The organism is Delftia lacustris (assembly GCF_040267515.1).
GTDB classification, from domain to species: Bacteria; Pseudomonadota; Gammaproteobacteria; order Burkholderiales; family Burkholderiaceae_C; genus Comamonas; species Comamonas tsuruhatensis.
On the sequence record NZ_CP141274.1, the window covers coordinates 5540916 to 5560583 of the forward strand.

General features: G+C 65.8%; 17 protein-coding genes. All 17 read left to right on the forward strand.

What is annotated here, in order from left to right; all coding sequences use genetic code 11:
- Positions 1-32: 32 nt before the first annotated feature.
- The 17 genes from U6958_RS26825 to U6958_RS26905 all read left to right on the forward strand — a co-directional run bounded on the left by U6958_RS26825 (position 33) and on the right by U6958_RS26905 (position 19668).
- Positions 33-557, forward strand: a complete 525-nt coding sequence (locus tag U6958_RS26825) for an OmpA family protein (RefSeq protein ID WP_016450685.1) — start codon at positions 33-35, stop codon at positions 555-557.
- Between the two features lie 136 nt (positions 558-693).
- Positions 694-3855 (forward strand): Mur ligase, encoded by a 3162-nt coding sequence (locus U6958_RS26830; RefSeq protein ID WP_074921708.1) that lies wholly within the window; start codon positions 694-696, stop codon positions 3853-3855.
- A 99-nt stretch (positions 3856-3954) separates the two neighbouring features.
- Positions 3955-5799, forward strand: a complete 1845-nt coding sequence (locus U6958_RS26835) for a peptidase domain-containing ABC transporter (RefSeq protein ID WP_074921647.1) — start codon at positions 3955-3957, stop codon at positions 5797-5799.
- The gene (locus U6958_RS26840) at positions 5796-7193 is read left to right on the forward strand and encodes an HlyD family type I secretion periplasmic adaptor subunit (RefSeq protein WP_016454541.1); all 1398 of its coding nucleotides are present in this window, start codon (positions 5796-5798) and stop codon (positions 7191-7193) included. The genes U6958_RS26835 and U6958_RS26840 overlap by 4 nt, the downstream gene beginning before the upstream one ends.
- Entirely contained in the window at positions 7193-8920 is a 1728-nt protein-coding gene (locus U6958_RS26845) for a TolC family protein (protein ID WP_074921649.1), read from the forward strand. The genes U6958_RS26840 and U6958_RS26845 overlap by 1 nt, the downstream gene beginning before the upstream one ends.
- Positions 8921-9018: 98 nt before the next feature.
- A complete protein-coding gene (locus tag U6958_RS26850; RefSeq protein WP_074921711.1) occupies positions 9019-9195 on the forward strand; it encodes a Flp family type IVb pilin in 177 nt (58 codons plus the stop codon).
- A 4-nt stretch (positions 9196-9199) separates the two neighbouring features.
- Positions 9200-9766, forward strand: a complete 567-nt coding sequence (locus tag U6958_RS26855; RefSeq protein ID WP_074921650.1) for a prepilin peptidase — start codon at positions 9200-9202, stop codon at positions 9764-9766.
- A gap of 63 nt (positions 9767-9829) precedes the next feature.
- Positions 9830-10948 carry a Flp pilus assembly protein CpaB gene (gene cpaB / locus U6958_RS26860; protein WP_244160473.1) on the forward strand — a complete coding sequence of 373 codons (1119 nt, stop codon included), beginning with the start codon at positions 9830-9832 and terminating at the stop codon, positions 10946-10948.
- 24 nt (positions 10949-10972) lie between these two features.
- The gene (locus U6958_RS26865; protein WP_074921654.1) at positions 10973-12409 is read left to right on the forward strand and encodes a type II and III secretion system protein family protein; all 1437 of its coding nucleotides are present in this window, start codon (positions 10973-10975) and stop codon (positions 12407-12409) included.
- A gap of 5 nt (positions 12410-12414) precedes the next feature.
- Entirely contained in the window at positions 12415-13872 is a 1458-nt protein-coding gene (locus tag U6958_RS26870) for a pilus assembly protein CpaE (RefSeq protein WP_074921713.1), read from the forward strand.
- Between the two features lie 7 nt (positions 13873-13879).
- Complete coding sequence (locus tag U6958_RS26875) at positions 13880-15202, forward strand: CpaF family protein (protein ID WP_074921656.1); 1323 nt, start codon at positions 13880-13882, stop codon at positions 15200-15202.
- Positions 15199-16161 (forward strand): type II secretion system F family protein, encoded by a 963-nt coding sequence (locus U6958_RS26880; RefSeq protein WP_074921658.1) that lies wholly within the window; start codon positions 15199-15201, stop codon positions 16159-16161. The genes U6958_RS26875 and U6958_RS26880 overlap by 4 nt, the downstream gene beginning before the upstream one ends.
- Positions 16162-16249: 88 nt before the next feature.
- Positions 16250-17260: a type II secretion system F family protein gene (locus U6958_RS26885; protein WP_074921660.1), complete on the forward strand. Its 1011-nt coding sequence runs from the start codon at positions 16250-16252 to the stop codon at positions 17258-17260.
- The gene (locus U6958_RS26890; RefSeq protein ID WP_237426805.1) at positions 17257-18174 is read left to right on the forward strand and encodes a hypothetical protein; all 918 of its coding nucleotides are present in this window, start codon (positions 17257-17259) and stop codon (positions 18172-18174) included. The genes U6958_RS26885 and U6958_RS26890 overlap by 4 nt, the downstream gene beginning before the upstream one ends.
- 10 nt (positions 18175-18184) lie before the next feature.
- On the forward strand, positions 18185-18616 hold the full coding sequence (locus tag U6958_RS26895; protein WP_074921663.1) for a DUF3613 domain-containing protein: 432 nt from the start codon (positions 18185-18187) through the stop codon (positions 18614-18616).
- Positions 18617-18646: 30 nt separating this feature from the next.
- Positions 18647-19180: a TadE/TadG family type IV pilus assembly protein gene (locus U6958_RS26900; protein ID WP_074921666.1), complete on the forward strand. Its 534-nt coding sequence runs from the start codon at positions 18647-18649 to the stop codon at positions 19178-19180.
- A complete protein-coding gene (locus U6958_RS26905; RefSeq protein WP_074921668.1) occupies positions 19180-19668 on the forward strand; it encodes a TadE family protein in 489 nt (162 codons plus the stop codon). The genes U6958_RS26900 and U6958_RS26905 overlap by 1 nt, the downstream gene beginning before the upstream one ends.

The window sequence follows — 19668 nt, forward strand, 5'->3', positions numbered from 1 at the left end:
GCGGTGGCGGCGCACGTCCCAGGAGATTTTCCATGTCACACACTCTCAGGCTGTGCACCATCGTGCTGCTGGCCGCAGGCCTGGCCGCCTGCGGTTCCACCGCCACCACCAGCACGCAGCGTTCCGAACACCACTACGCCTTCGGCAAGGCCCCGGCGCCTGCGCCGGCCAGCTCCGGCGTCGCACCCGTGGTGGCCACGAGCCAGGCCGACCAGCGCGGTCCCGCCAATGTCGCCCACATCGTCTACTTCGACTTTGACGCCTACACCATCCGCAGCAGCGACCGGGCCATCGTGGAAAGCCATGCGCAGTGGCTGCGCAGCAATCCCGGCCGCTCGGTGATGCTGCGCGGCCATACGGACAGGCGCGGCGGCATCGAATACAACCTGGCGCTCGGCCAAAAACGTGCCGACGCGGTGCGCAACAGCCTGCAGCTGCTGGGCGTGAATCCGGCCCGCGTGGAGTCCGTCAGCTACGGCAAGGAGCGGCTGGCCGACGAAGGCACGAGCGAAGACGCCCACCAGCGCAACCGGCGCGTGGAATTCGACTACCGCTGAGCCGCCGCGCTCCGCACTCGCCTGCCGCCGGGCCGCCATGAAAGAACAGATCCGTACGCGGTCAGCGCACCGCAGCCCGGCGTCCCGTCCCCACGGGAAGCGCAGCCTCCCACTGACCTTGACCGAGGCCGAGAGCATGTTGTCGCAGCAATTGGCAAATGGCCTGGAGTACCTGGCACGGCACATGGTGTTGCTGCCCGAGCCCTACCCCGGCTGCATTCTTTTCTTCACGGTGGCGGCCGAGAACAAGGCCGCCTCCGTCTTCCATGTACGCGCCACCACGCTGGAGGCCGCCTGGCGCGAGGGGGCGACCCGCGTGCGCCAGTGGGCCTGGGCCCGCAAGCGCGATGAGGTCGATCTGCGCATCGACTGGGTCCAGGACATCACACCCCTGGAGGCGGACAGTCCCCTGCCCGATTGCCGTGCCTGGACCGAGATGCCCCTGCGCTCCCTTGCCCTGGCCGATGCCAGCCTGGAGCGCGCGCAGTTGCTGCACCCCTTGCTGCCCGATCCGCCCCAGGGTGGGGCTGCCGGCGCACCCGACGATGAGCCCCCCCTCCCACGCCCCCTGCATCCCCCCTGCCTGCTGCTGCACCTGCGCGGCATGTACATCAGCGGTGAGCATCCCGCCCTGGCCGTGCCGCGAACCGACCCGCCGCAGCAGCGCCTGTGGCCACACCTCGTGCCCGTGCACGCCGCGGTCCAGCAGCTGCTGGCGCAACAGGGCAAGGAAGGGAGCTGGCCCGGTTGCGAAGACGTGTGCGACCACCTGGGCGTGACCTACGCCCTGCTGCAGGCCCAGCGCCATGCGGGCAGCGCCGCACTGGCGCAGGCCATTGCGCTGGCCATGGGCCACGTGGAGCAGCGGCTGCAGCCGCTGCCCGGCGACTGCCTGTCCGGCGCGCTGGCCATGCTGGTGCTGGCCCGCCACCTGCGCAACAGTTTTGTGCTGGGGCCGGGGGCCGACAGCCAGGCCCGCGCCCGCATTCCGGCGCTGATGGACCCGCTGGCGGAAAGCCTGCTGTCCACCGCGGCCGCGTCGGCCAGCGCCACCAAGGCCGAGGCTGCGGCCCACGCCGATGCATCCCGCAGCGGCCAGCCCCTGCTGAGCTGGGCCGAACTGGCCATGCATGCCTATGCCAGCTCCCGCCCGCCCACCAGCGACAGCCCCACGCTGCGTGCGGCGCGCAGCGCCCTGCCCGAGACGGCCGTCCTGCCCGCCGCCTTCCTGCAGGCCGCGCTGCCGCCGCTGCTGCGCATGCCCGGCGGCCCCGATGACCGCCCTGGCGGGCAGGCCGACGACCCCTGCGCTCGCTGGATAGGCATTGCACTGGTCGAAAGCCTGCAGCTCGACGCTGGCCTGGAGCCACAGCCCACGGACCTGCTGCGCCAGTGGCAGATCGGCCTGCAGCGCCATCTGCAGGCCCTGGCCCAGCGCGCCATCTGGCCGGAACAGGCGCTGTACCTGCCGCCCGCCCGGCGCCGCCATGCCGCCTTTGCCGACGCCAGCCTGCGCCAGGTGCTGCAGTCCCCGCGCGAAATCGCCTGGCTGCTGGCATCCAGCCTGGCCGGCCTGGAGCTGCTGGACGCGCTGGCCCAGGCACTGCGCTCGGCTGCCAGCCACGCAGTGGCCGAAACCGAACCGGAGCACGAAACCGAAGGCGAAGGCGAAGGCGAGGCCGTGCCTGCGCAGGCCGGCAATGGCCCGGATGCGGACGGCAGCCCTGCCAGGGCCTGCTTGCCGGGGGCGCGCGACGGCGAGGCCGCGGGCCGGCCGGCTTTCTCGCCCGCGGCCGGGACCCTGTACCCGTCCATGTCCTGGGAAGGCCATGCACTGGCCGAGCTGATGAACGGACGCTGGCTGGATGCCCCGTCAGCGCAAGGCAGAGGTACCGGCACCTGCTGCGCGGGGCTGGACGCCAGCCGCCTGCACCATCAGCCCGGCGCCGCCGTGCTGGTGCGGCGTGCCGGCATGGCCCTGGGCGTGCAGGCCGCCGCGCTGCCCACGCTGCGGGCCTCGGCCCTGATCAGCAGCAGCCCGCAGGGCCTGCTGCACCATGGCGTGCCCGTGCTGCATGTGCCCGACATACAGGAAGGTTTGCGCAGCCTGGCGCAGGCCGCCCGGCGCCGCATCCAGGCGCCCGTGATCGCGGTCAGCGGCTGCGTGGGCAAGACATCCACCCTGGGCATGCTGCGCCAATGCCTGCAGGACGGCGGCGATGCACGGGGCGACGCCCTGCTGTCCCAGGGCACGGCGCTGCAGATGATCAACTGGAGCGAGGCAGCACCCTGCGCCCTGCTGGAGCTGCCATTGCAGGCACTGCGTGGAGATCTGCCGCTGATTGATCCGGACATTCTGGTTATTACTAATCTTTCAATTAATGACATCCCCAGTACTGGTGATTCCGAGCAGTGCGGACCGGCCGGTCTGTCCGCCTGCCGCAAATACGAGGCGCTGCAGGAAGTCGTGGAAGCCATGCAGCACATGCACAAAGGCAGTGCATTGGTGATCGAACAAGACATAGGTGAAAACCCGTGCATTATTGAGAATGCCCAACGCATGGGAATGCGTCTCATCACCTTCGGTCCGCATTCCAATGCGCAGGTCCGTGAAATGGGGTTTCACAATGGAAATCTGCAAATAAGCATAGACAACCGGCGCCTCGGGATTTCCCTGCAATCGGATGGCCACCACATGGCCCGCAATGCTCAGGCCGCGCTGGCCGCCATGCATGCGCTGGGCTATGCGCCTGCACAGGTCCAGGCCTCGCTCGCGCACTGGCGGCCGCTGATCGGCGCCGGCCAGCCGCAGCTGCTGCCCAGTGGGATCTGCCTGCTGGACCATAGCCTGAGCAACCACTTACTGTCCATGCATGCTGCTTTTTCCCAGCTGCAGGAGCACGCCCCCCATGTCAGCCGCAGGCTGATCGTGCTGGCCGGCATACAGCCGGGCCAGGTCAGCATGGACACTGCACAGCTGGCGCTGGAGCCGCTGGTGCGCGCGGCCCAGGCCCGGCGCGTGCTGCTGTACGGTGAGCCGCTGCGGCAGCTGGCGGCGGCGCTGGCAGATCTTCTGCACGTCAATTGGTATGACGATCTCAATCAATTGATCTGTTCACTTCTTCGTACAACCCATAAAGGCGACACGGTTTTGTTGGCAGGCCGCGCCACTACCAATCTGGCCCTGGCCGCAGATGCCATACGAGACAGTTTCAGTGGACACGGGGCCCACCTAATAGCATCCAGCCCCGCCATCCGCTTTGATCCACATCAAAATCAAATGAACATGCATTATTGATTGAATAAAACTTATAGAGGACTGTATATAACTCGCTACAGTATTTGGGAAACGAGCGCCTTTACATTTTGTAAAGACGTTTACTAAGCCCATCAGAACATGATCCGATACCTTCTTCCCCGCCAGTTGGCCAAGGCCACGGCGATGCCGTCGGGAACGGAGACGGTGGGGGCTTTTGCAACTGCCATCGCCGAGTCCTTCGACCGGGCCGCTCACCAGCTGCGCCGTGCCGCGTGGCTGTCCCTGCCCATCAGTGTGCTGGGCCTGTTGCCATCCATCTTCCTGCTGCAGGTCTACAACCGCGTCATTGCACGCGGCGGCACGGCCACGCTCACGGCCATGGTGGCCGGCGTGCTGTGCTTCCTGGGCCTGGAATGGTGGCTGCGCCGCCAGCGCGCCCGCGCCCTGCGCGAAGCCGGCGCCATGATCGACCGCGATGTCTCCCAGGCGCTGATGCATTCCATGCTGCGCCACCCGCTGGCCGCGCTGGAGCAGCGCTCTTCCAGCCAGTGGCTGCAGCTGTTCCGCGACGTGAGCGCCATGCGCTCGGGCATGTCCGGGGGCCTGGCGACCTCGCTGCTGGACCTGCCCATGGCCCTGCTGGCCCTGGTGGTCATCGGCATCATTGCCTGGCCCGTGCTGCCGGTGATCCTGGTGGCCATGCTCATCATGGGCGTGCTGGCCTGGTGGTGGGCCGACGAGGTGCGCAGCGGCCGCGTGGAGGAAATCGCCCAGGCCCGCATGCTGGACCGGGGCACGGCCGAAGTCTGCAACGCCCGCGCCACGCTGAAGGTGCTGGGCTACGACGCCGCCGCGCGCCAGAACTGGCAAAACGGCTATGACCGCTGGCTGGCCGAGAGCTTCGGCAAGAACGGCGAGATGGAAAACGCGCGCGAAGCCAGCACCGTGCTGCTGACGCTGTTCTCCATCGCGGTGATCACCGTGGGTGCCATTGCCATCAATGCGCAGTGGATGAGCATCGGCAGCCTGATGGCCGTGAACCTGCTGTCGGGCAAGGCGCTGGGCCCCATCTCGCAGCTGGCCAGCAACTGGCGCTCGCTGGCCCAGGCCAACGAGGCCGCACGCCGCCTGCAGTCCGTGCTGGAGGAGCCCGTCGAAATCACGGCCGAGACCGTGGACCTGCCGCGTCCCCAGGGCCGGCTGCGCCTGGACCAGGCCAGCTTCCACTATCCGGGCGGCCATGTGGCGCTGGAGCAGGCCTCGCTGGAGATCGGCCCCGGCGGGCTGCACGCCATCGTGGGGCGCAACGGCGCCGGCAAGTCCACCCTGGCCAAGCTGCTGGCAGGGCTCTACCAGCCCACGCAGGGCCGCATCTTCATCGATGAATACGACATGGCCCAGTTCCCGCGCGCCGAGCTGGGCCGCTGGATAGGCTGCCTGGCCCAGCAGGTGTACTGGTTCAGCGGCCCCATCGTGGACGGGCTACGCATGGTCAACCCCGATGCCGACGACCACAAGATCGTCACCGCCTGCCAGATCTCGGGCGCGCATGGCTTCATCAGCCGCCTGCCCCAGGGCTACCAGACGGTGCTGGGCGAAGGCGGCGCGGGCCTGTCGGCGGGCGAGCTGCGCAAGCTGGCCCTGGCCCAGCTGTTCCTGCGCAACCCCTCCGTGCTGATCCTGGACGAGCCCAGCAACGACCTGGACTTCGAGAGCGAAACCGCCCTGCTGCAGACACTGCGGCAGATTGCGCTCAAGCACACGGTCATCGTCGTCACGCACTCGCTGCGCGTGGCCTCCATGGCCCAGCACCTCTACCATGTGCGCGGCGATGGCGGCATCGAGCATGGCTCGCCCCAGCAACTGCTGCCCCAGCTGTTCGGCACGGCACGCGAGGCCGCCGTGCCCGCAGCGGCCCCCGCACCCGCAGACAAGGCCCCGCACCCCGACCAGCCCGCCGTGGCGCCGGAGCTTGCCTCATGAGAGCCGGCCGCTACGACGATCTGCCCCTGGTGCTGCGCCAGTCGCACCAGCCATCCCGCCCGCTCGAGGCCGGGCCGGCCGGGGCCGGCGCGGATGCATCCGGCGCAACGCCACCCGCAACGCCCCCCGTATCGCGCTGGGCAGGCCTGGCGCGCGGCAAGTGGCTGCTCGCCATCCCGGTCACCGCGCTGGTGATCACCGGCCTGTTCTATCCCGTGGAGAACGTGGTGGTGGCCAGCGGCCAGGTCATCCCCTCCGACCGCGTGCAGACCGTGCAGCATCTGGAAGGCGGCATCGTCACCGCCGTCCATGTGCGCGAAGGCCAGGCCGTGACCCAGGGCCAGCCCCTGCTGGAGATCGACCTGGGCGGCAACAGCCTCAACCTCGAACAGCTCACGGCGCGCATGGCCACGGCCCAGGCGGTCAAGGTACGGCTGGGCGCGGAAAGCCAGGGCAGGCCGCTGCAGCGCGCCAGTTTCCCGGCCGACCTGGACCCGCAGGTGGTCCAGGCCGAGCTGGGCGCCTTCTCGGCCCGCGCGCTGGAACACCAGGGCAGCATTGCCGCGGCCCAGGCCCAGCTGCAGCAGGCACGCGGCGACGTGGCCCAGGTCCAGGCCCGCATCGAGGGGCTGGAGACCAATCTGCGCCTGCACCAGCAGGAAGCCTCCATTGCCGGGCAGCTCGCCGCCGAGCAGCTGATCGGCCAGCTGGAAGTGCTGGACAAGCAGCGGGCGCTGGAGCAGGTCCGCGCCGAGCTGGCGGCATCGCGCCAGACGCTGTTCAGCAACCGCGCCAAGATCGAGCAGGCCCAGGCCAAGCTGCAGGAGACCCAGGGCGCCTTCCGCCGCCGCGCCTCCGACGAACTGGCCCAGACCGAACGCGAGCTGGCCAGCCTCAACGAAGACCTGGTGCGCGCCCGGACCCAGCGCACGCGCACCGCCGTGCTGGCGCCCACCAGCGGCTTCGTCAAGGGACTGCGCAGCTCGGGTGCAGGCTGGGTGGTCAAGCCCGGCGAGCCCATCCTCGAAGTCGTGCCCGACAAGGACGAGGTCATCGTCGAAGCACGCCTGAGCCCCGCCGACCGTGGCTACGTGCGCACCGGCCAGCCCACCCGGGTGAAGATCTCGGCCTACGATTTCCTGCGCTACGGCTCGGTGCCCGGCCAGGTCACCCTGGTGGCCGCCGATGCCGACCGCGACCCCAACCTGGCCGACTCGCCCTCGTACTTCCGCATCCAGGCCAGCCTGGAGCAGCCCTGGGTGGGCCGCACCGACAACCGCATCACCACCGGCATGCAGGCCGAGCTCGACCTGTTGCTGGGCCACGAACCCTTTATCTGGTACTTGCTGCGGCCCGTGCTGCGCATCCAGAGCGAAGCCTTCCGGGAGCCCTGATGCAAGGCCGCCCGTCCACTCCCACCACAGGCTGGCACGCCCGGCTGCGCCAGCTGCTGGCCGCTGCCTGCTGCGTATCGGCCCTGCAGGCGCTGCAGGCTGAGGCCGCGCCCATGGCGGCCGAGGAACCGGACCTGGCCACCACGGCTGCGGCGGGCACGGCGGACTCCGCTCACGCACCCGCACCTTCACCCGAACCCGCATCCGTCCCGGTACCCGACGCCGTGGTCCTGCGCCTGGCCCAGCAGCTCACGCCCGGCACCCTGGCCAGCGACAGCGGGCAGCGCCGCCTGCTCGATGCCCTCTACGCCCTGCTCGACGAATACCCCGACGTGCGCAAGGCGCGCGCCGCGCTGGAATCGGCCGGGCATGACGTGAACACCGCGCGCGGCGCGCGCTGGCCCACCTTCAAGGTGGGCACCAACACGGGCGATGCCAAGCTCCGCCGGGGCCGCGAGTCGTACACCGCCGTCAATGCCGAAGTGCGCATGGCCCTGCTCGATGGCGGAGCCATCGGCGCGGGCATCCGCTCGGCCGAATCGCAGGAAGCGGCCCAGGGCAGCGTACTCTACGGCACGCGCCAGAACGTGCTGCTGGAGGCACTGACCGCCCTGCTGGAGCTGCACCGCTTCGAGGACAAGGCGCGCGTGGCGGCCGAGTCGGCACGCATCATCGGCCAGCTCGCGCGCATCGAGGAGCGCCGCGCCGAACTGGGCGCCGTGGGCCGCAACGACCTGCGCCAGGCCGCCTCGCGCCAGGCCGGCGCCCTGGCCCAGCAGCATGCGCTGGAGTCGCAGCGCATGGATGCGCTGGCCCGCTTCACGCGCTACTTCGGCTTCACGCCCCAGGCCGGCTGGCTGCCCCAGCTCAATGTGCCCGAGCAATGGATGCCGGCCAGCGAAGACTCGGCCCTGCAGGCGTCCGAAGCCGTCAGCCCCGAGCTGCAGGAAATGCAGCAGCAGATCGAGAAGGCCCGCGCCGAAGTCGACCGCAGCAAATCCCAGCGCTTTCCCACCCTTGCCGCCGTGGTGGCCCACACGCGCGACCCCAGCGGCGTGCTCTATGCCGAGGGCACGCGCTACGGCGTGGAGCTGAGCTGGAACTTCGGCAACGGCTTCGAGCTGCGCGACCGCATCCTCAAGGCCATCAACGAACTGCAGGCCCAGGAAGCGCAACAGGAAACCGTGCGCCGCCAGGTGCGCGAGACCGCCTCCGCCGCCTGGGGCCGCACCCAGTCCGGCCGCCAGCGCGAAAGCCAGCTGGCCGACGCCGTGCGCGAGGCGCGCGCCGCCTTCGAGGGCCGCCGGCGCCTGCTCGAAGTCGGCCGCGGCAGCCTGGCCCAGGTGCTGGACGCCCAGCTGGACATGCAGCGCCTGCTGCTGGACGAGGCCGACGCCATCTACGACCAGCGCATCAACGAACTGCGCCTGGCGCGCACCACCGGCCGCCTGCTGCCGCAGGACCCGCCCGACCAATGGCTGAACGCGCTGTTCAGCACGCAAAAACCCATTCCAGCAGGTGGCGGCACGCCGGACCCCTCGCCCGGCACGGTGCCCGGCATGGCTCCCGGCCAGGCCCCCTCGCGCACCCGCCCCGACCCCATGGACGCTGCCGTGGCCACCCTGTCCGCCAGCGCCATGCCCCAACGAATCCAGCTGCGCCTTGAGCAGCAGTTGCGCCCCATTTCAGACGCTTTTCAAACCACCGCCGCGCGACAGCAGTGGTGAAGTGGGAAGCAGGGGTTCCCGTGCAGCGGCCGGCTTGGGCCCATCGCCAGCCGCTGCCATCGACAACGATGGGCTTTTGCAACCGAAAGGACGATGCCATGACCGACATCATCAAGAACTTCTGGAAAGACGAGGAAGGCGCCACCGCCATCGAGTACGGCTTGATCGCCGGCCTCATCGCCGTGGCAATCATCGTCGCCGTCGGCGATATCGGAGAAAAACTCAAAGCCTTCTTCGTCTACATCAACACCCAGCTGGGCACACCTCCAACCTGATGCGATGAACATCGACTGGCTTGCATCCCTGATTCTGCTGCTATGGCTGATCACCGTCGCCGTCATGGACTTGCGATACCGCAAGGTGCGCAACTGGATGGTTGTGCTGGGCCTCTTCGCGGGCACGGCAGCCTTGTTCAGCGGAGGCCAGCCGTTCCAGACGTCTGCTTGGAGCGGCTTGGCAGGCATGCTTGCGGCATTTGCCGCACTGCTGCCCTTCTACGCATTGCGCTGGATGGGCGCCGGGGATGTCAAGTTCGCTGCAGTCATAGGTCTGTGGACGGGGCTGGCCCCCCAACTGCTGTCCATATGGCTGGGAGGCAGCCTGCTGGCAGGCTTTCATGGATTGCTTGTTCTGTTCTGGCGCCGCCTGCAGCGCAGCTCCTGGGGGCTGCGGCTTATGGGCTGGCTGCCCGCGCCGCTGAGTGCCTTGCTTTCAGCGGATGGAAGCGGCCGCGCCTCACCGCCCGGCACGCTTTCACTATATCGGCCCGTACGCAGCATTCCCTACGCAGGCTATCTGTCCATCGCCGCCATCTGGGTGCTGTGGCGCATGGATGTCTCGCTGTAAAAAACACAAAGGCAGCATGACGGCAATACGCATTCCTCCCCTTTCAGGCCTGCAAGGCAGTACATGTCTTCACAGACCGCAGCGGACAGGTCAGCCTGCAGCCCTCTGTCATTTCACCGTTTTCAAGCCGCGGGAGCACAAGCCATGCATCTAACCAGAATTGTTGCTGGACTGCTGATCGTGTTGGCTATCGGTCTCGCATTCCTTGCCTGGATGATGGGCCGCCAACCCCAGCCCTCGCCTTCTGCAGGAGCGCCTGCAGCCAGCCCTCCCTCGTCGGTGGGCGGGAGAGCAGAACCGGCAAAGCAGCATGCCACCGTCGTCACGGCACGGCCCATCGCAGCTGGTCAGCGCATCACGGCCGACGACATCCGTCTGGTGCAGCACCCCTCGGCCACCGCTGACGGATTCAAGGATACGGCTGCCGTGTTGAACCGCACCACACTGGTAGCACTGGCTGCCGATGCACCACTGCTTGAGCAACATTTGATCAGCAGTCTTGCTTTGCAGCTCACTGCTGGACAACGCGCCCTGTCCATTGCCATCAAAGAACAGATGGCCGCTGGCCATCATGTGCGCCCGGGTGACTTCGTCGATGTTTTCTTCACACTGGATGGCCGCGCCGAAAGCTCTCCCGTGGACACACAGACGCGGCTTCTGCTGGCCCGCAGCCGCGTTCTGGCCTACGGTGCATCCAGTGTCGAAAATCCCCCACCTTCTGCAGCACAGCGCAAGGCTCAACAAGAGCAGGAAACCAGCAGCTCCGGAATGCGACGCAACAGCCGCGACGACCAAGGCCAGCGCCCAGAAAGCGCGCAAACGGCAGTTTTGGCAGTGCCACTGGAGGATGTGGAACGCTTGACCCTGGCGGAGAAATACGGCCAGCTCACACTGGCGTTGCGCCACCCGGACGATATGGCGGTGCCTGACCCATCGCTGTTCGCTGCCCTGCCCACGGCGCTGCAGCCGATTACCGGCCGCTCCGCAAAGAACCAGCCGCTCCAGGGTCCAGACCGTGCATTCGCAGGCTTGCGCTTCAAGGATCTGGCCACCGGTACGCCATCACGCGCGGCAGGCCGCACTGCGCCTTTCTCAGGAGGAGCTGCAAAGGTCTCGCAGCAGCCGCGTATTCGGGCCGTCGAGGTACACAGCGGCGCCACCGTACAGACAGTGAACTACTGACAACAGCAAGAAGAGGGAGCAATCATGCAGACGCCACGCCTCTCGCCACCCTTCGCATCCTTCGGCCAGTTCCCCTGGCGAACACAGGCTACCAGGATGCTGTGCTGCGCCACCGTTATGCAGGCCTGCCTGGGTCCGGCAGCGGCCCAAGCACAGGTGGACTCAGCGATGCAAGCGCTTCCTGCAAGCCCAACACAAGGACCACGTACCGACCAAATTCCTTCCAGCGATGCGCTGCAGCTAATAACCGGCCGGCAACATCTGCTGCAGTTGGGCCTGATACCAGGCCGTATCGCTGTCGGCGATCCCAATGTTCTAGATATCAAGGTACTGCGCTCGCCCGCCAGCAGTGGAGCGGACGATGCCCAATTGCTGCTTACACCCAAAGCCGCAGGCAGCACTACGCTGGTGGTCTGGCCCCAACGCAACGGCTCGCCACAAAACTGGCTGGTGCAGATCAAGGGCCAGCACCTGACACTGGACCGGCGCCTGTCATCCCTTCCCGAACATGCGCAAGCCCTGGCAGTGCTACGCCAAAATGCGCCCAGCCAGGCAACGTTGATAGACAACGCACAAATCTCTGTTGCCAGCAACACCGTACAGGTAGATGTCCAGGTGGTGGAATTCAAAAAAGCGGCCATGAGGCGCGCGGGCATCAACCTCACCAGCGGAGGAGCCAATAACCACGGTTTCAGTTTCGGGCTCTACACCCCAGGCACTAGCAGTGCCGGCACCGGCGGCAGCGACTCCGGCTCGTCGGCCATCTCCAGCGCCATGAACCTGGTGATGAATTTCGGCAAGGCCTTCAGTGGTGCGGGCATACGCGCCCAACTGGGCATCCTGGAAGGAAACGGCTTGGCTAGAGTCCTGGCCAAGCCCACTCTGGTGGCTCACACGGGCCAGAACGCCAGCTTCCTGGCGGGCGGCGAGCTGCCAATTCCCGTGCCGGCCCGAGACGGCAATATCGCCATTCGCTACAAAGAATTCGGTATCAAGCTCCAACTGACACCCACCATCCTGTCGGATGAGCGCATTGCGTTGAAGGTCGCACCCGAGGCCAGCGATCTGGACTTCAGTTCGGGCGTCACCATCGCCGGTGTATCCGTTCCCGCCGTACGGACACGCAGGGCTGACACCATGGTGGAACTGGCCAATGGCGAGAGCTTCATCATCGGCGGCCTGGTAAGCCGCTCGACCTCATCCAGCGTCAACAAGGTACCGCTGCTGGGCGATCTGCCGATCCTGGGGACCTTCTTCAAGAACCTCAGCTACTCCCAGGACGAAACGGAACTGGTGATTGTGGTCACGCCGCACCTGGTCCATCCCCTGCCGGCCACTACCAATCTGGACGGCCTGATGCCGGGTACCCAGTCCGAGCAACGCAACGCGTCCCAAGTCTGGGGCCCGTTCATCGCAGGTGGCATGAGTCCCAACTCTGCCCTGCCCGGTTTCTCGTATTGATATCCATGACAAGCAAGCCCATCGTCTCCGATACATCCGTCGCCCCACCAGGTCCGCCGGCCGTCGGCTCGCCCACTTCGCTGGAGACCTTGCTGGGCCTGCGTTCTTCGAATACGCAGACCGGCCAGACGGCAGCCCAGTCACCTCCATCCGTGCAGCCGCTGCAGGCACCGTCCCTGACGAAAATGCCTTCCGACCCCGACCTCCATGTGGAACTGCTGTTCATCCAGGCGGGCACGCCCGAAAGCACGTTGGCGCTGTCCTGGATGCAGCGCATGCTGGACAGCGCCCAGCTGCACACGGCACGCTTCAACGACAACGTGGCAGAGCAAGTTCAGCGCTACATGCCCCACGCGGTCTTCATCCACTTCGATCCCCTGTCCACCGACGAAGCGGCCCAGTTGGCGTCACAGCTGCATGTCTCCCATCCCCATCTGCCTTGCGTGGCAGTGGGTCGCACCAAGTATCCGCAATGCATGCTGGCAGCGTTGCGTGCAGGCGTGCAGGACTTTCTCGATGTGGACGGCCCCGTTCAGGCCGCGCACCAGACGGTGATCGATCTGATCAAGCGCGCGCCGACTTCAATGCCGAGCATGCCCAGCGCACCGCTGACCGCCATCATGTCGGCCCGCGCAGGCTTGGGCAGCAGCCTCATGGCCTCGCACCTGGCGTGGTACCTGCAAAAACGTCTGCACGGCACGACAGCCGTCCCCGGCCAGGACGCCACGCCCCGCGAAATCAGCAACGAGACCTTGGACGGACTGCTCATTGATCTGGGAAGCCCCAGTGGCGACTGCGGGCTGTACCTGGGCACATTGGGCGACTTCGACTTCATCGAGGCCGTCAACAACCTGCGCCGCTTCGACCGGCGCCTGGCCTCCACCGGCCTGTCACGCCACGAAAGCGGCCTGCGCATGCTCACGCTGCCGCGCCAGTCCAGCCGCCTGCGCGATGTCTCGTATGCCGACGTCGATGCCCTGCTGCTGCGCCTGCGCCAGTACTTCCGGCACGTGATTGCCGACCTGGGCGCCGTCGTCCCCACCCACCTGGCCATGCGCGTGGCGCTGCGCGCCAGCCAGGTCTGGGTGGTCTGCGACCAGAGCGTGGCCAGCGTGGTCTCCACCACCGAACTGCTGCGGCAGCTGGACGAGCAAAAGATCGAGCGCGATCGCATGCACCTCATCGTCAGCCGGCACGACAGCCAGCTCGAACTGGAGGCCCAGCAGATCGCCAGGCAGCTGCAGCTGCCGCTGCTGGCCACCATCCCCGAGCGCCGCCGGGAGCTGGCCCAGGCCGTCAACCAGGGCCAGCTGCTGCCCAGCCGCCTGCAGCGGGAGCCCTATGTGCAGGCCGTGGACAAGCTCGCCACCTTGCTGATCACCACCCACCACCAGGCCCATGCGGGCGATCAGGCCGCGCCCGCCCGCGGACTGAACCGTTTCTTCCACCGAACAAGAAGCTGAACGCACCATGACGACCACGGCTTATTCCCATCTGGCGGACGCACAGGCCAGCGAGTTCGAGCAAAGCGCGCTGTTCCTCGACCTGAAGAACCGCACGCACGAGCATTTGCTCAGCCGCATCGAGGAGCTGGGCGCCGAGTTCGGCCGCTGGTCGCAGGCTGCCATCGCGCAGTTCGTGCTGATGGAGCTGGACAGCTTCATCCGCCTGCACTCCGTGCCCGTCAACGAGCAGGAAGCGCTGCAGGTGGCGCGCGCCCTCACGCGCGAACTCACGGGACTGGGACCGCTGCAGCCGCTGCTGGAGGACCCCCGGGTCGAGGACATCCTCATCAACGGCCATGGCAACATCTACGTCTCGCGCGGCGGCGTGCTGCAGCGCGAGACCCTGCACTTCAAGGACGACGAGCATGTGCTGCGCATCGTGCGCCGCATCCTGGCGCCGCTGGGCCGGCGTCTCGATGAATCCAGCCCCATGGTCGATGCCCGCCTGCCCGATGGCGGGCGCATCAACGTCATCATCGAGCCGCTGTCCATCGACGGCCCCTCGGTCTCCATCCGCAAGTTCCGCAAGGACCCGCTGACGCCTTCCGAGCTGGTGCAGCTGGGCACCTTCAACCACGACATCTGCCGCATCCTGGAGATGGCCGTGCAGGCGCGCTGCAACATCCTGGTCAGCGGCGGCACCAGCTCGGGCAAGACCTCGCTGCTCAACGCGCTGGCCAGCTTCATCCCCTCCAGCGAGCGTATCGTCTCCATCGAGGACACGGCCGAGCTGGCCCTCAACCACAACCATGTGGTGCGGCTGGAAAGCCGCCCCGGCGGCTTCGACGGCTCGGGCCACGTCAGCATCCGCGACCTGCTGCGCAACAGCCTGCGCATGCGGCCCGACCGCATCATCGTCGGCGAAGTGCGCGGCGGCGAAGTGCTGGAGCTGCTGCAGGCCATGAACACCGGCCATGACGGCTCCATGGGCACCATCCACGCCAGCTCGCCGCGCGAATGCCTGTACCGCGCCGAAATGCTGGCCGGCTTCGCGGGCTTTCAGGGCAGCGAGGTCAGCCTGCGCCGCCAGATCGCCAATGCCGTGGACTTCATCGTGCAGATCGGCCGCCTGTCCAACGGCCGCCGCCGCCTGCTGTCGCTGACCGAGGTCACGGGCATGACCGACAACATGATCTCCATGCAGGAGCTGTACCGCTACGAGCCCCAGGTGGGCCCTGACGGGCAGGAGATCGACCACTGGGTCTCGCTGGGCATCTCGCCCCACTCGCCCAAGCTGCTGAGCTGGTGGCGCTCGCAGCAGCAGGCCTCAGGAGGAGGTATGAGATGACGACTCCCGCAACCCTGGTCCTAGGCGCCATGGCATGCCTGCTGCTGGCTCTGGCGCTGTGGATGTTCGCCCGCGCACGCCGACGGGAGCATGAGCAAACAATAAGCCGTCACCTAAGGCGCAGTCTTGAACGAGGCCGTGACCGGTCGTCCCCGACGATTAGCACACCCGTGCTTGCGCTGCCCCCCAAGGATGGCGGCTCACAACCTGCGCGCATTCCCGCAGCAGTGCAATGGATACATCGCAAACTGGGCGTGGACGCCTGGGGCCTTTCGCCCCGAACACCCGCAGTGCTGCTCGCCAGCGTTCTTACGCTGTTCCTGCTGGCCACAAGCCAGGGCGGGCTAGCAATCGGCCTGCTGGCCTTGGTGCTCTATGTGCTGCTGCTCATATTCTTCATATGGCGGCGCCTGACCATGCGGCGCAACAAGCTGCTTCAACAATTGCCCGGCTTCCTGGACAACATGGTTCGCATGATCTCGATTGGCAACTCGCCTCATGCTGCCTTCCAGTTGGCTTTGGGTAATGTTCCCGCTCCACTGGGCGATGCGCTTCAGCAAGCAGCCGCCATGCTGAGCGCCTCCCCGGATCTGGGACAAGCCATGGCACAGCTGGAGCGTTCCTGGCGCCTTCCCGAGTTCGGCTTGCTGGCAGCGGTCTTTCGGATGAGTGTGCGCTATGGCGGCCGCGCCGATCTTGTGCTGGAGCGTGTCTCGGCCTACATCCGGGACCGCCAGTCCGCCGAGCGCGAACTGCATGCTCTTTCGTCCGAAATCCGCCTGTCGGCCTGGGTGCTGGCGCTGCTTCCGGTAGGCGTAGGCGCCCTCATCATGATCCTCAATCAGGGCTACTTCCTACGCATGTGGAATGACGCTAGCGGACAGCGCATGGTCTTGCTTGCCATCGGCTTGGAAGGTGTCGGCGCACTGCTGCTGTATCGCCTCGCCCAGCTGAGATGAACCGGACACTGTTCAAGGACGTTGCCATGTGTCGCCCACTCCGCCGCCCCATGCGCTCTGGCCATGCCACATTGGAAAGACGCCGACCATGACTCCACAACAGCTATGGATCGCCAGCCTGTGTTTGGGCTCTCTCGGCACGGTCATGTGGGCCTGCACCATGGTCTGGAAGCTACAGCGCTCGCAGCAGGCTTCCAGTCAAGTCGAGAAGCTGTTGCATGCACGCGAACGCGCTGACGCCAATCCGCACGCAGCCCATGCGCTCTTTGGTTCTGCCACGGCCGACGCCGGACTGCTGAATCCGCCCACAGGGACCACCGTCCGATCCATATCGCCTCAAGCGCTCGCAGCCAGTCTGCAACCGCCGGCCTGGCTACAGACTGGATGGGCCCGGGTACTGCTGGCCGAAGAGGACCGCAAGCTGCTGGATCAGGCTGGTATAGCCCTGCGCAGTGGCAGCGTTTTCTACGTTACAAGCCGTCTTCTGCTGGCTTTGGCTTTTCCGCTGCTGGCTTTGGCCGTTCTGCGGCCCAACGACACCTATGCCGTGTTCTATGGTTTCCTGGGCCTCAGCCTGGGCCTGATGCTTCCCAAATGGCTTGTCCGGGCCAAAGCACGGCAACGGCGCGAGCAAGTCGTCGAGGAGTTGCCATTGTTCGTCGACCTGCTGCGGCTTCTGCAAGGCGTGGGCCTGAGTATTGACCAGAGCCTGCAGATTCTGGCCAGCGAGTTCTGCAGCGTGCTGCGCGTCATCAGCGGCGAGTTGGCCCTGGCCAACCAGCTCTACAGCAGCGGCCGCACGCGTGAGCAGTCATTCCAGCGGCTGGCCAATCTCAGCGCAGATGACGACATGAGCGCCGTGGTCAATCTACTGACCCAGGTGGACCGCCATGGTGGCGCCGTGCAAGAGCCGCTCAAGGAATTCAGCATCCGTTTGCGCGAAAAGCGCCAAGCCCGCTTCAAGGAAAAGATAGGCGCGATCACCGTCAAGATGACCGGTGTCATGGTCCTGACGCTGCTGCCTGCCCTGCTGGTCATCACCGCAGGCCCCGGCTTTTTGGCAGTCATTCGCGCCCTCTCGAGCATAGGAGGAGCATGAACATGTATCCATACAAACAATCCCTTCCGCGCAACTGGGCAGCACTTGCCACAGCCCTGGCGCTCCTGCTAAGCGGGTGTGCCAGCAAGGGGCCCGAGGGCTACGGCGTGGCACCACAGCCAACTTCAGCCGCCCCGACCCCACAACAGACGTCCAACGCGGAGCAGTCGGCTCAAATCGATACTGCCCAGACCTATCTGGATTTGATTGGTCAAATGCAGCAAGCAGGCCAGTGGTATGCGTCGCTTGCACATGCCGATGCATTCGAGCAGCAGTTCGGCGCCAACCCGGAGTCGCGCATGCTGCGCGCGGACGCCATGCGTAATACCGGGCAGTTCACACAGGCAAGGCAAGCCTACATGGCACTGCTCGATGGTGGCTCTGCCGCACGCGCCAGGCGCGGGCTGGGTCTTCTTCATGCCGTCCAGGGTCAATACGCTCAGGCCGTGGATCAACTGGAAAAAGCGCGCCAGCTCAATCCCATAGATGCCAATGTGCTCAGCGATCTGGCCTACGCCCACATGCTTGATGGACAGCTGCCCTTGGCGCAGATGCCCATGCTGCAAGCCGCTCAATTGGCGCCCGGCAATGCTCGCGTGCAACTGAATCTGGCTCTGTACTGGCTGGCCTGCGGCAACCAGGGTGAGGCATCGCGGCTGCTGCAAAAGCTGTCCCAGCCTCCGGCGAGAGGAGCGCTCCCGCTGATCGACCAGGAATCGTTGCAAACGCTGCAGACCCAGTTGGCACAAGTACAGGAGGCGGTACGCGCCCGCGCCATTGCCACCTCACAGCCATCTCACCCGCAGCCCGCTGCTGCGCGCAAACACCCGGCAGCCACCGCACTGCCCATTGCCGCAGGTTCGCCTATCAGCCCTCAGCCTCAACCCGGCACAGCCGGCCCCCCCCCACTGTGAGGAAACAGCCATGCAATGCATTGAACGCAAATTCACCCTTGACGCCAAACGCCTTGCAGGGCTATGTGCCACGCTGCCACTGCTTGGCCTGATGCTGATGTCTCCCAAGGCATTGCAAGCGCAGCAATTGGTTGACCGTACCGTAACCCCTGTGCAAGTGTCTGCCGTGCTCACTGCAGAGAGCACGGCAGCCGCTGCTCCAACTTCCCCAGACACGGCCCCAAAGTCCATGCTGGCGCATCTGCCTATTCGGCAGATCGTCATCGGCGATGCCACGGAACAGCTCCTGGCCCTACAACGCTCCGCCAATGGCGAGCGTCAACGCACCATAGACGCTGCTCAGGCTACGCGTAGCTATCAGCGCTACCTCAAGAGCTTCGAGAGCGAGATACCGGCCAACTACACCACCGGCATAGATACAGGCGTGGCCTCGACACGCTGAGACCGTATATCCCCTTGGGCCACAAGCATCATGACCACGCAAGCGCATCCCCTCTGCATTGACCGGCCTTGCCGGCAGCGCGGCGTGTACGCACTGGAGTGGGCCATCATTTTCCCTGTGTTCTTCGTGCTGCTGTACGCCATCGTCAGCTATGGGTTGACTTTCTTCGTTCGGGAGTCGATGCAGTTCGCCGTCGAGGAAGGGGCGCGTGCCGCGCTCAGATATCCCGTGGGAGTCAACGCGCCGAACTGGCTTCATAGAAAACAGGCCGCCATCGCTTCGGTACAAAAAATGCTGGCTTGGCTTCCGGACGATTTGAAACCTGCAGTAGCGGATATCCAGTTCACGGTGTGCCACCTCAGCGATACCACCTGCTTTCAGAACAGTCCGCTGAACAACAATCTGGCCTGCGATATCGGCACACCCTGCCTCATCCTCATTTCTTACAGGATAGAGAACTACCCCAGCAAAGCCATTGCGCCATCGATTGCCGGAATCAAAATCATTCTTCCCAACAGCCTGACAGCCAGCGCCGCGCTGCTGGCGGACAGGAGGATGCTGTGATGCGCCAACGGTCTGCCAGTCCATCCTTAATCCGGACACAGAGTGGTATCGCCGCACTGGAGTTTGCGTTGATTGCAGCCTTGATGATCTCCATGCTGATGGGCCTCTTGGTCTGGTGGCGCTACTTCCAAGCGCACCAAGCCGTCACCCGTGCCGTGGGAGATGGTGCGCGGATCGCCCATAGCCTGATCTCCACGGGCGCCAACTACCCCTGCACTATTCCCAGTGCTACCGCGAACCGAACCATCATTCAAGACAGGGTCTCGCAAGTGGCGCGCCTGGGATTCCAGAGAAGCTCTCTACCGGATGATTCTCTGGTGATGGGCCCTTTCGAATGGACTTGCCCTTCTTCCGCAAGCTCCCCGCCAGGCAGCTTTTCTTTCAAGATCAGCTACCAGCTTGCCCCTTTGCTTAGCAACACCTTTTTCATCAATGAACCGCAGCGAATCAGCGAACAAAGCGTGGTGCATTTCAGGTATGCGCCATAA

Excerpts from the sequence above, each read along its gene's own strand:
- U6958_RS26880 (WP_074921658.1), top strand. The coding sequence starts at position 15,199 with ATGACGACTCCCGCAACCCTGGTCCTAGGCGCCATGGCATGCCTGCTG.
- cpaB (WP_244160473.1), top strand. The coding sequence starts at position 9,830 with ATGTCTTCACAGACCGCAGCGGACAGGTCAGCCTGCAGCCCTCTGTCA.
- U6958_RS26845 (WP_074921649.1), top strand. The coding sequence starts at position 7,193 with ATGCAAGGCCGCCCGTCCACTCCCACCACAGGCTGGCACGCCCGGCTG.
- U6958_RS26870 (WP_074921713.1), top strand. The coding sequence starts at position 12,415 with ATGACAAGCAAGCCCATCGTCTCCGATACATCCGTCGCCCCACCAGGT.
- U6958_RS26855 (WP_074921650.1), top strand. The coding sequence starts at position 9,200 with ATGAACATCGACTGGCTTGCATCCCTGATTCTGCTGCTATGGCTGATC.
- U6958_RS26830 (WP_074921708.1), top strand. The coding sequence starts at position 694 with ATGTTGTCGCAGCAATTGGCAAATGGCCTGGAGTACCTGGCACGGCAC.
- U6958_RS26890 (WP_237426805.1), top strand. The coding sequence starts at position 17,257 with ATGAACATGTATCCATACAAACAATCCCTTCCGCGCAACTGGGCAGCA.
- U6958_RS26840 (WP_016454541.1), top strand. The coding sequence starts at position 5,796 with ATGAGAGCCGGCCGCTACGACGATCTGCCCCTGGTGCTGCGCCAGTCG.
- U6958_RS26825 (WP_016450685.1), top strand. The coding sequence starts at position 33 with ATGTCACACACTCTCAGGCTGTGCACCATCGTGCTGCTGGCCGCAGGC.
- U6958_RS26835 (WP_074921647.1), top strand. The coding sequence starts at position 3,955 with ATGATCCGATACCTTCTTCCCCGCCAGTTGGCCAAGGCCACGGCGATG.
- U6958_RS26895 (WP_074921663.1), top strand. The coding sequence starts at position 18,185 with ATGCAATGCATTGAACGCAAATTCACCCTTGACGCCAAACGCCTTGCA.
- U6958_RS26885 (WP_074921660.1), top strand. The coding sequence starts at position 16,250 with ATGACTCCACAACAGCTATGGATCGCCAGCCTGTGTTTGGGCTCTCTC.
- U6958_RS26850 (WP_074921711.1), top strand. The coding sequence starts at position 9,019 with ATGACCGACATCATCAAGAACTTCTGGAAAGACGAGGAAGGCGCCACC.
- U6958_RS26875 (WP_074921656.1), top strand. The coding sequence starts at position 13,880 with ATGACGACCACGGCTTATTCCCATCTGGCGGACGCACAGGCCAGCGAG.
- U6958_RS26905 (WP_074921668.1), top strand. The coding sequence starts at position 19,180 with ATGCGCCAACGGTCTGCCAGTCCATCCTTAATCCGGACACAGAGTGGT.
- U6958_RS26900 (WP_074921666.1), top strand. The coding sequence starts at position 18,647 with ATGACCACGCAAGCGCATCCCCTCTGCATTGACCGGCCTTGCCGGCAG.
- U6958_RS26865 (WP_074921654.1), top strand. The coding sequence starts at position 10,973 with ATGCAGACGCCACGCCTCTCGCCACCCTTCGCATCCTTCGGCCAGTTC.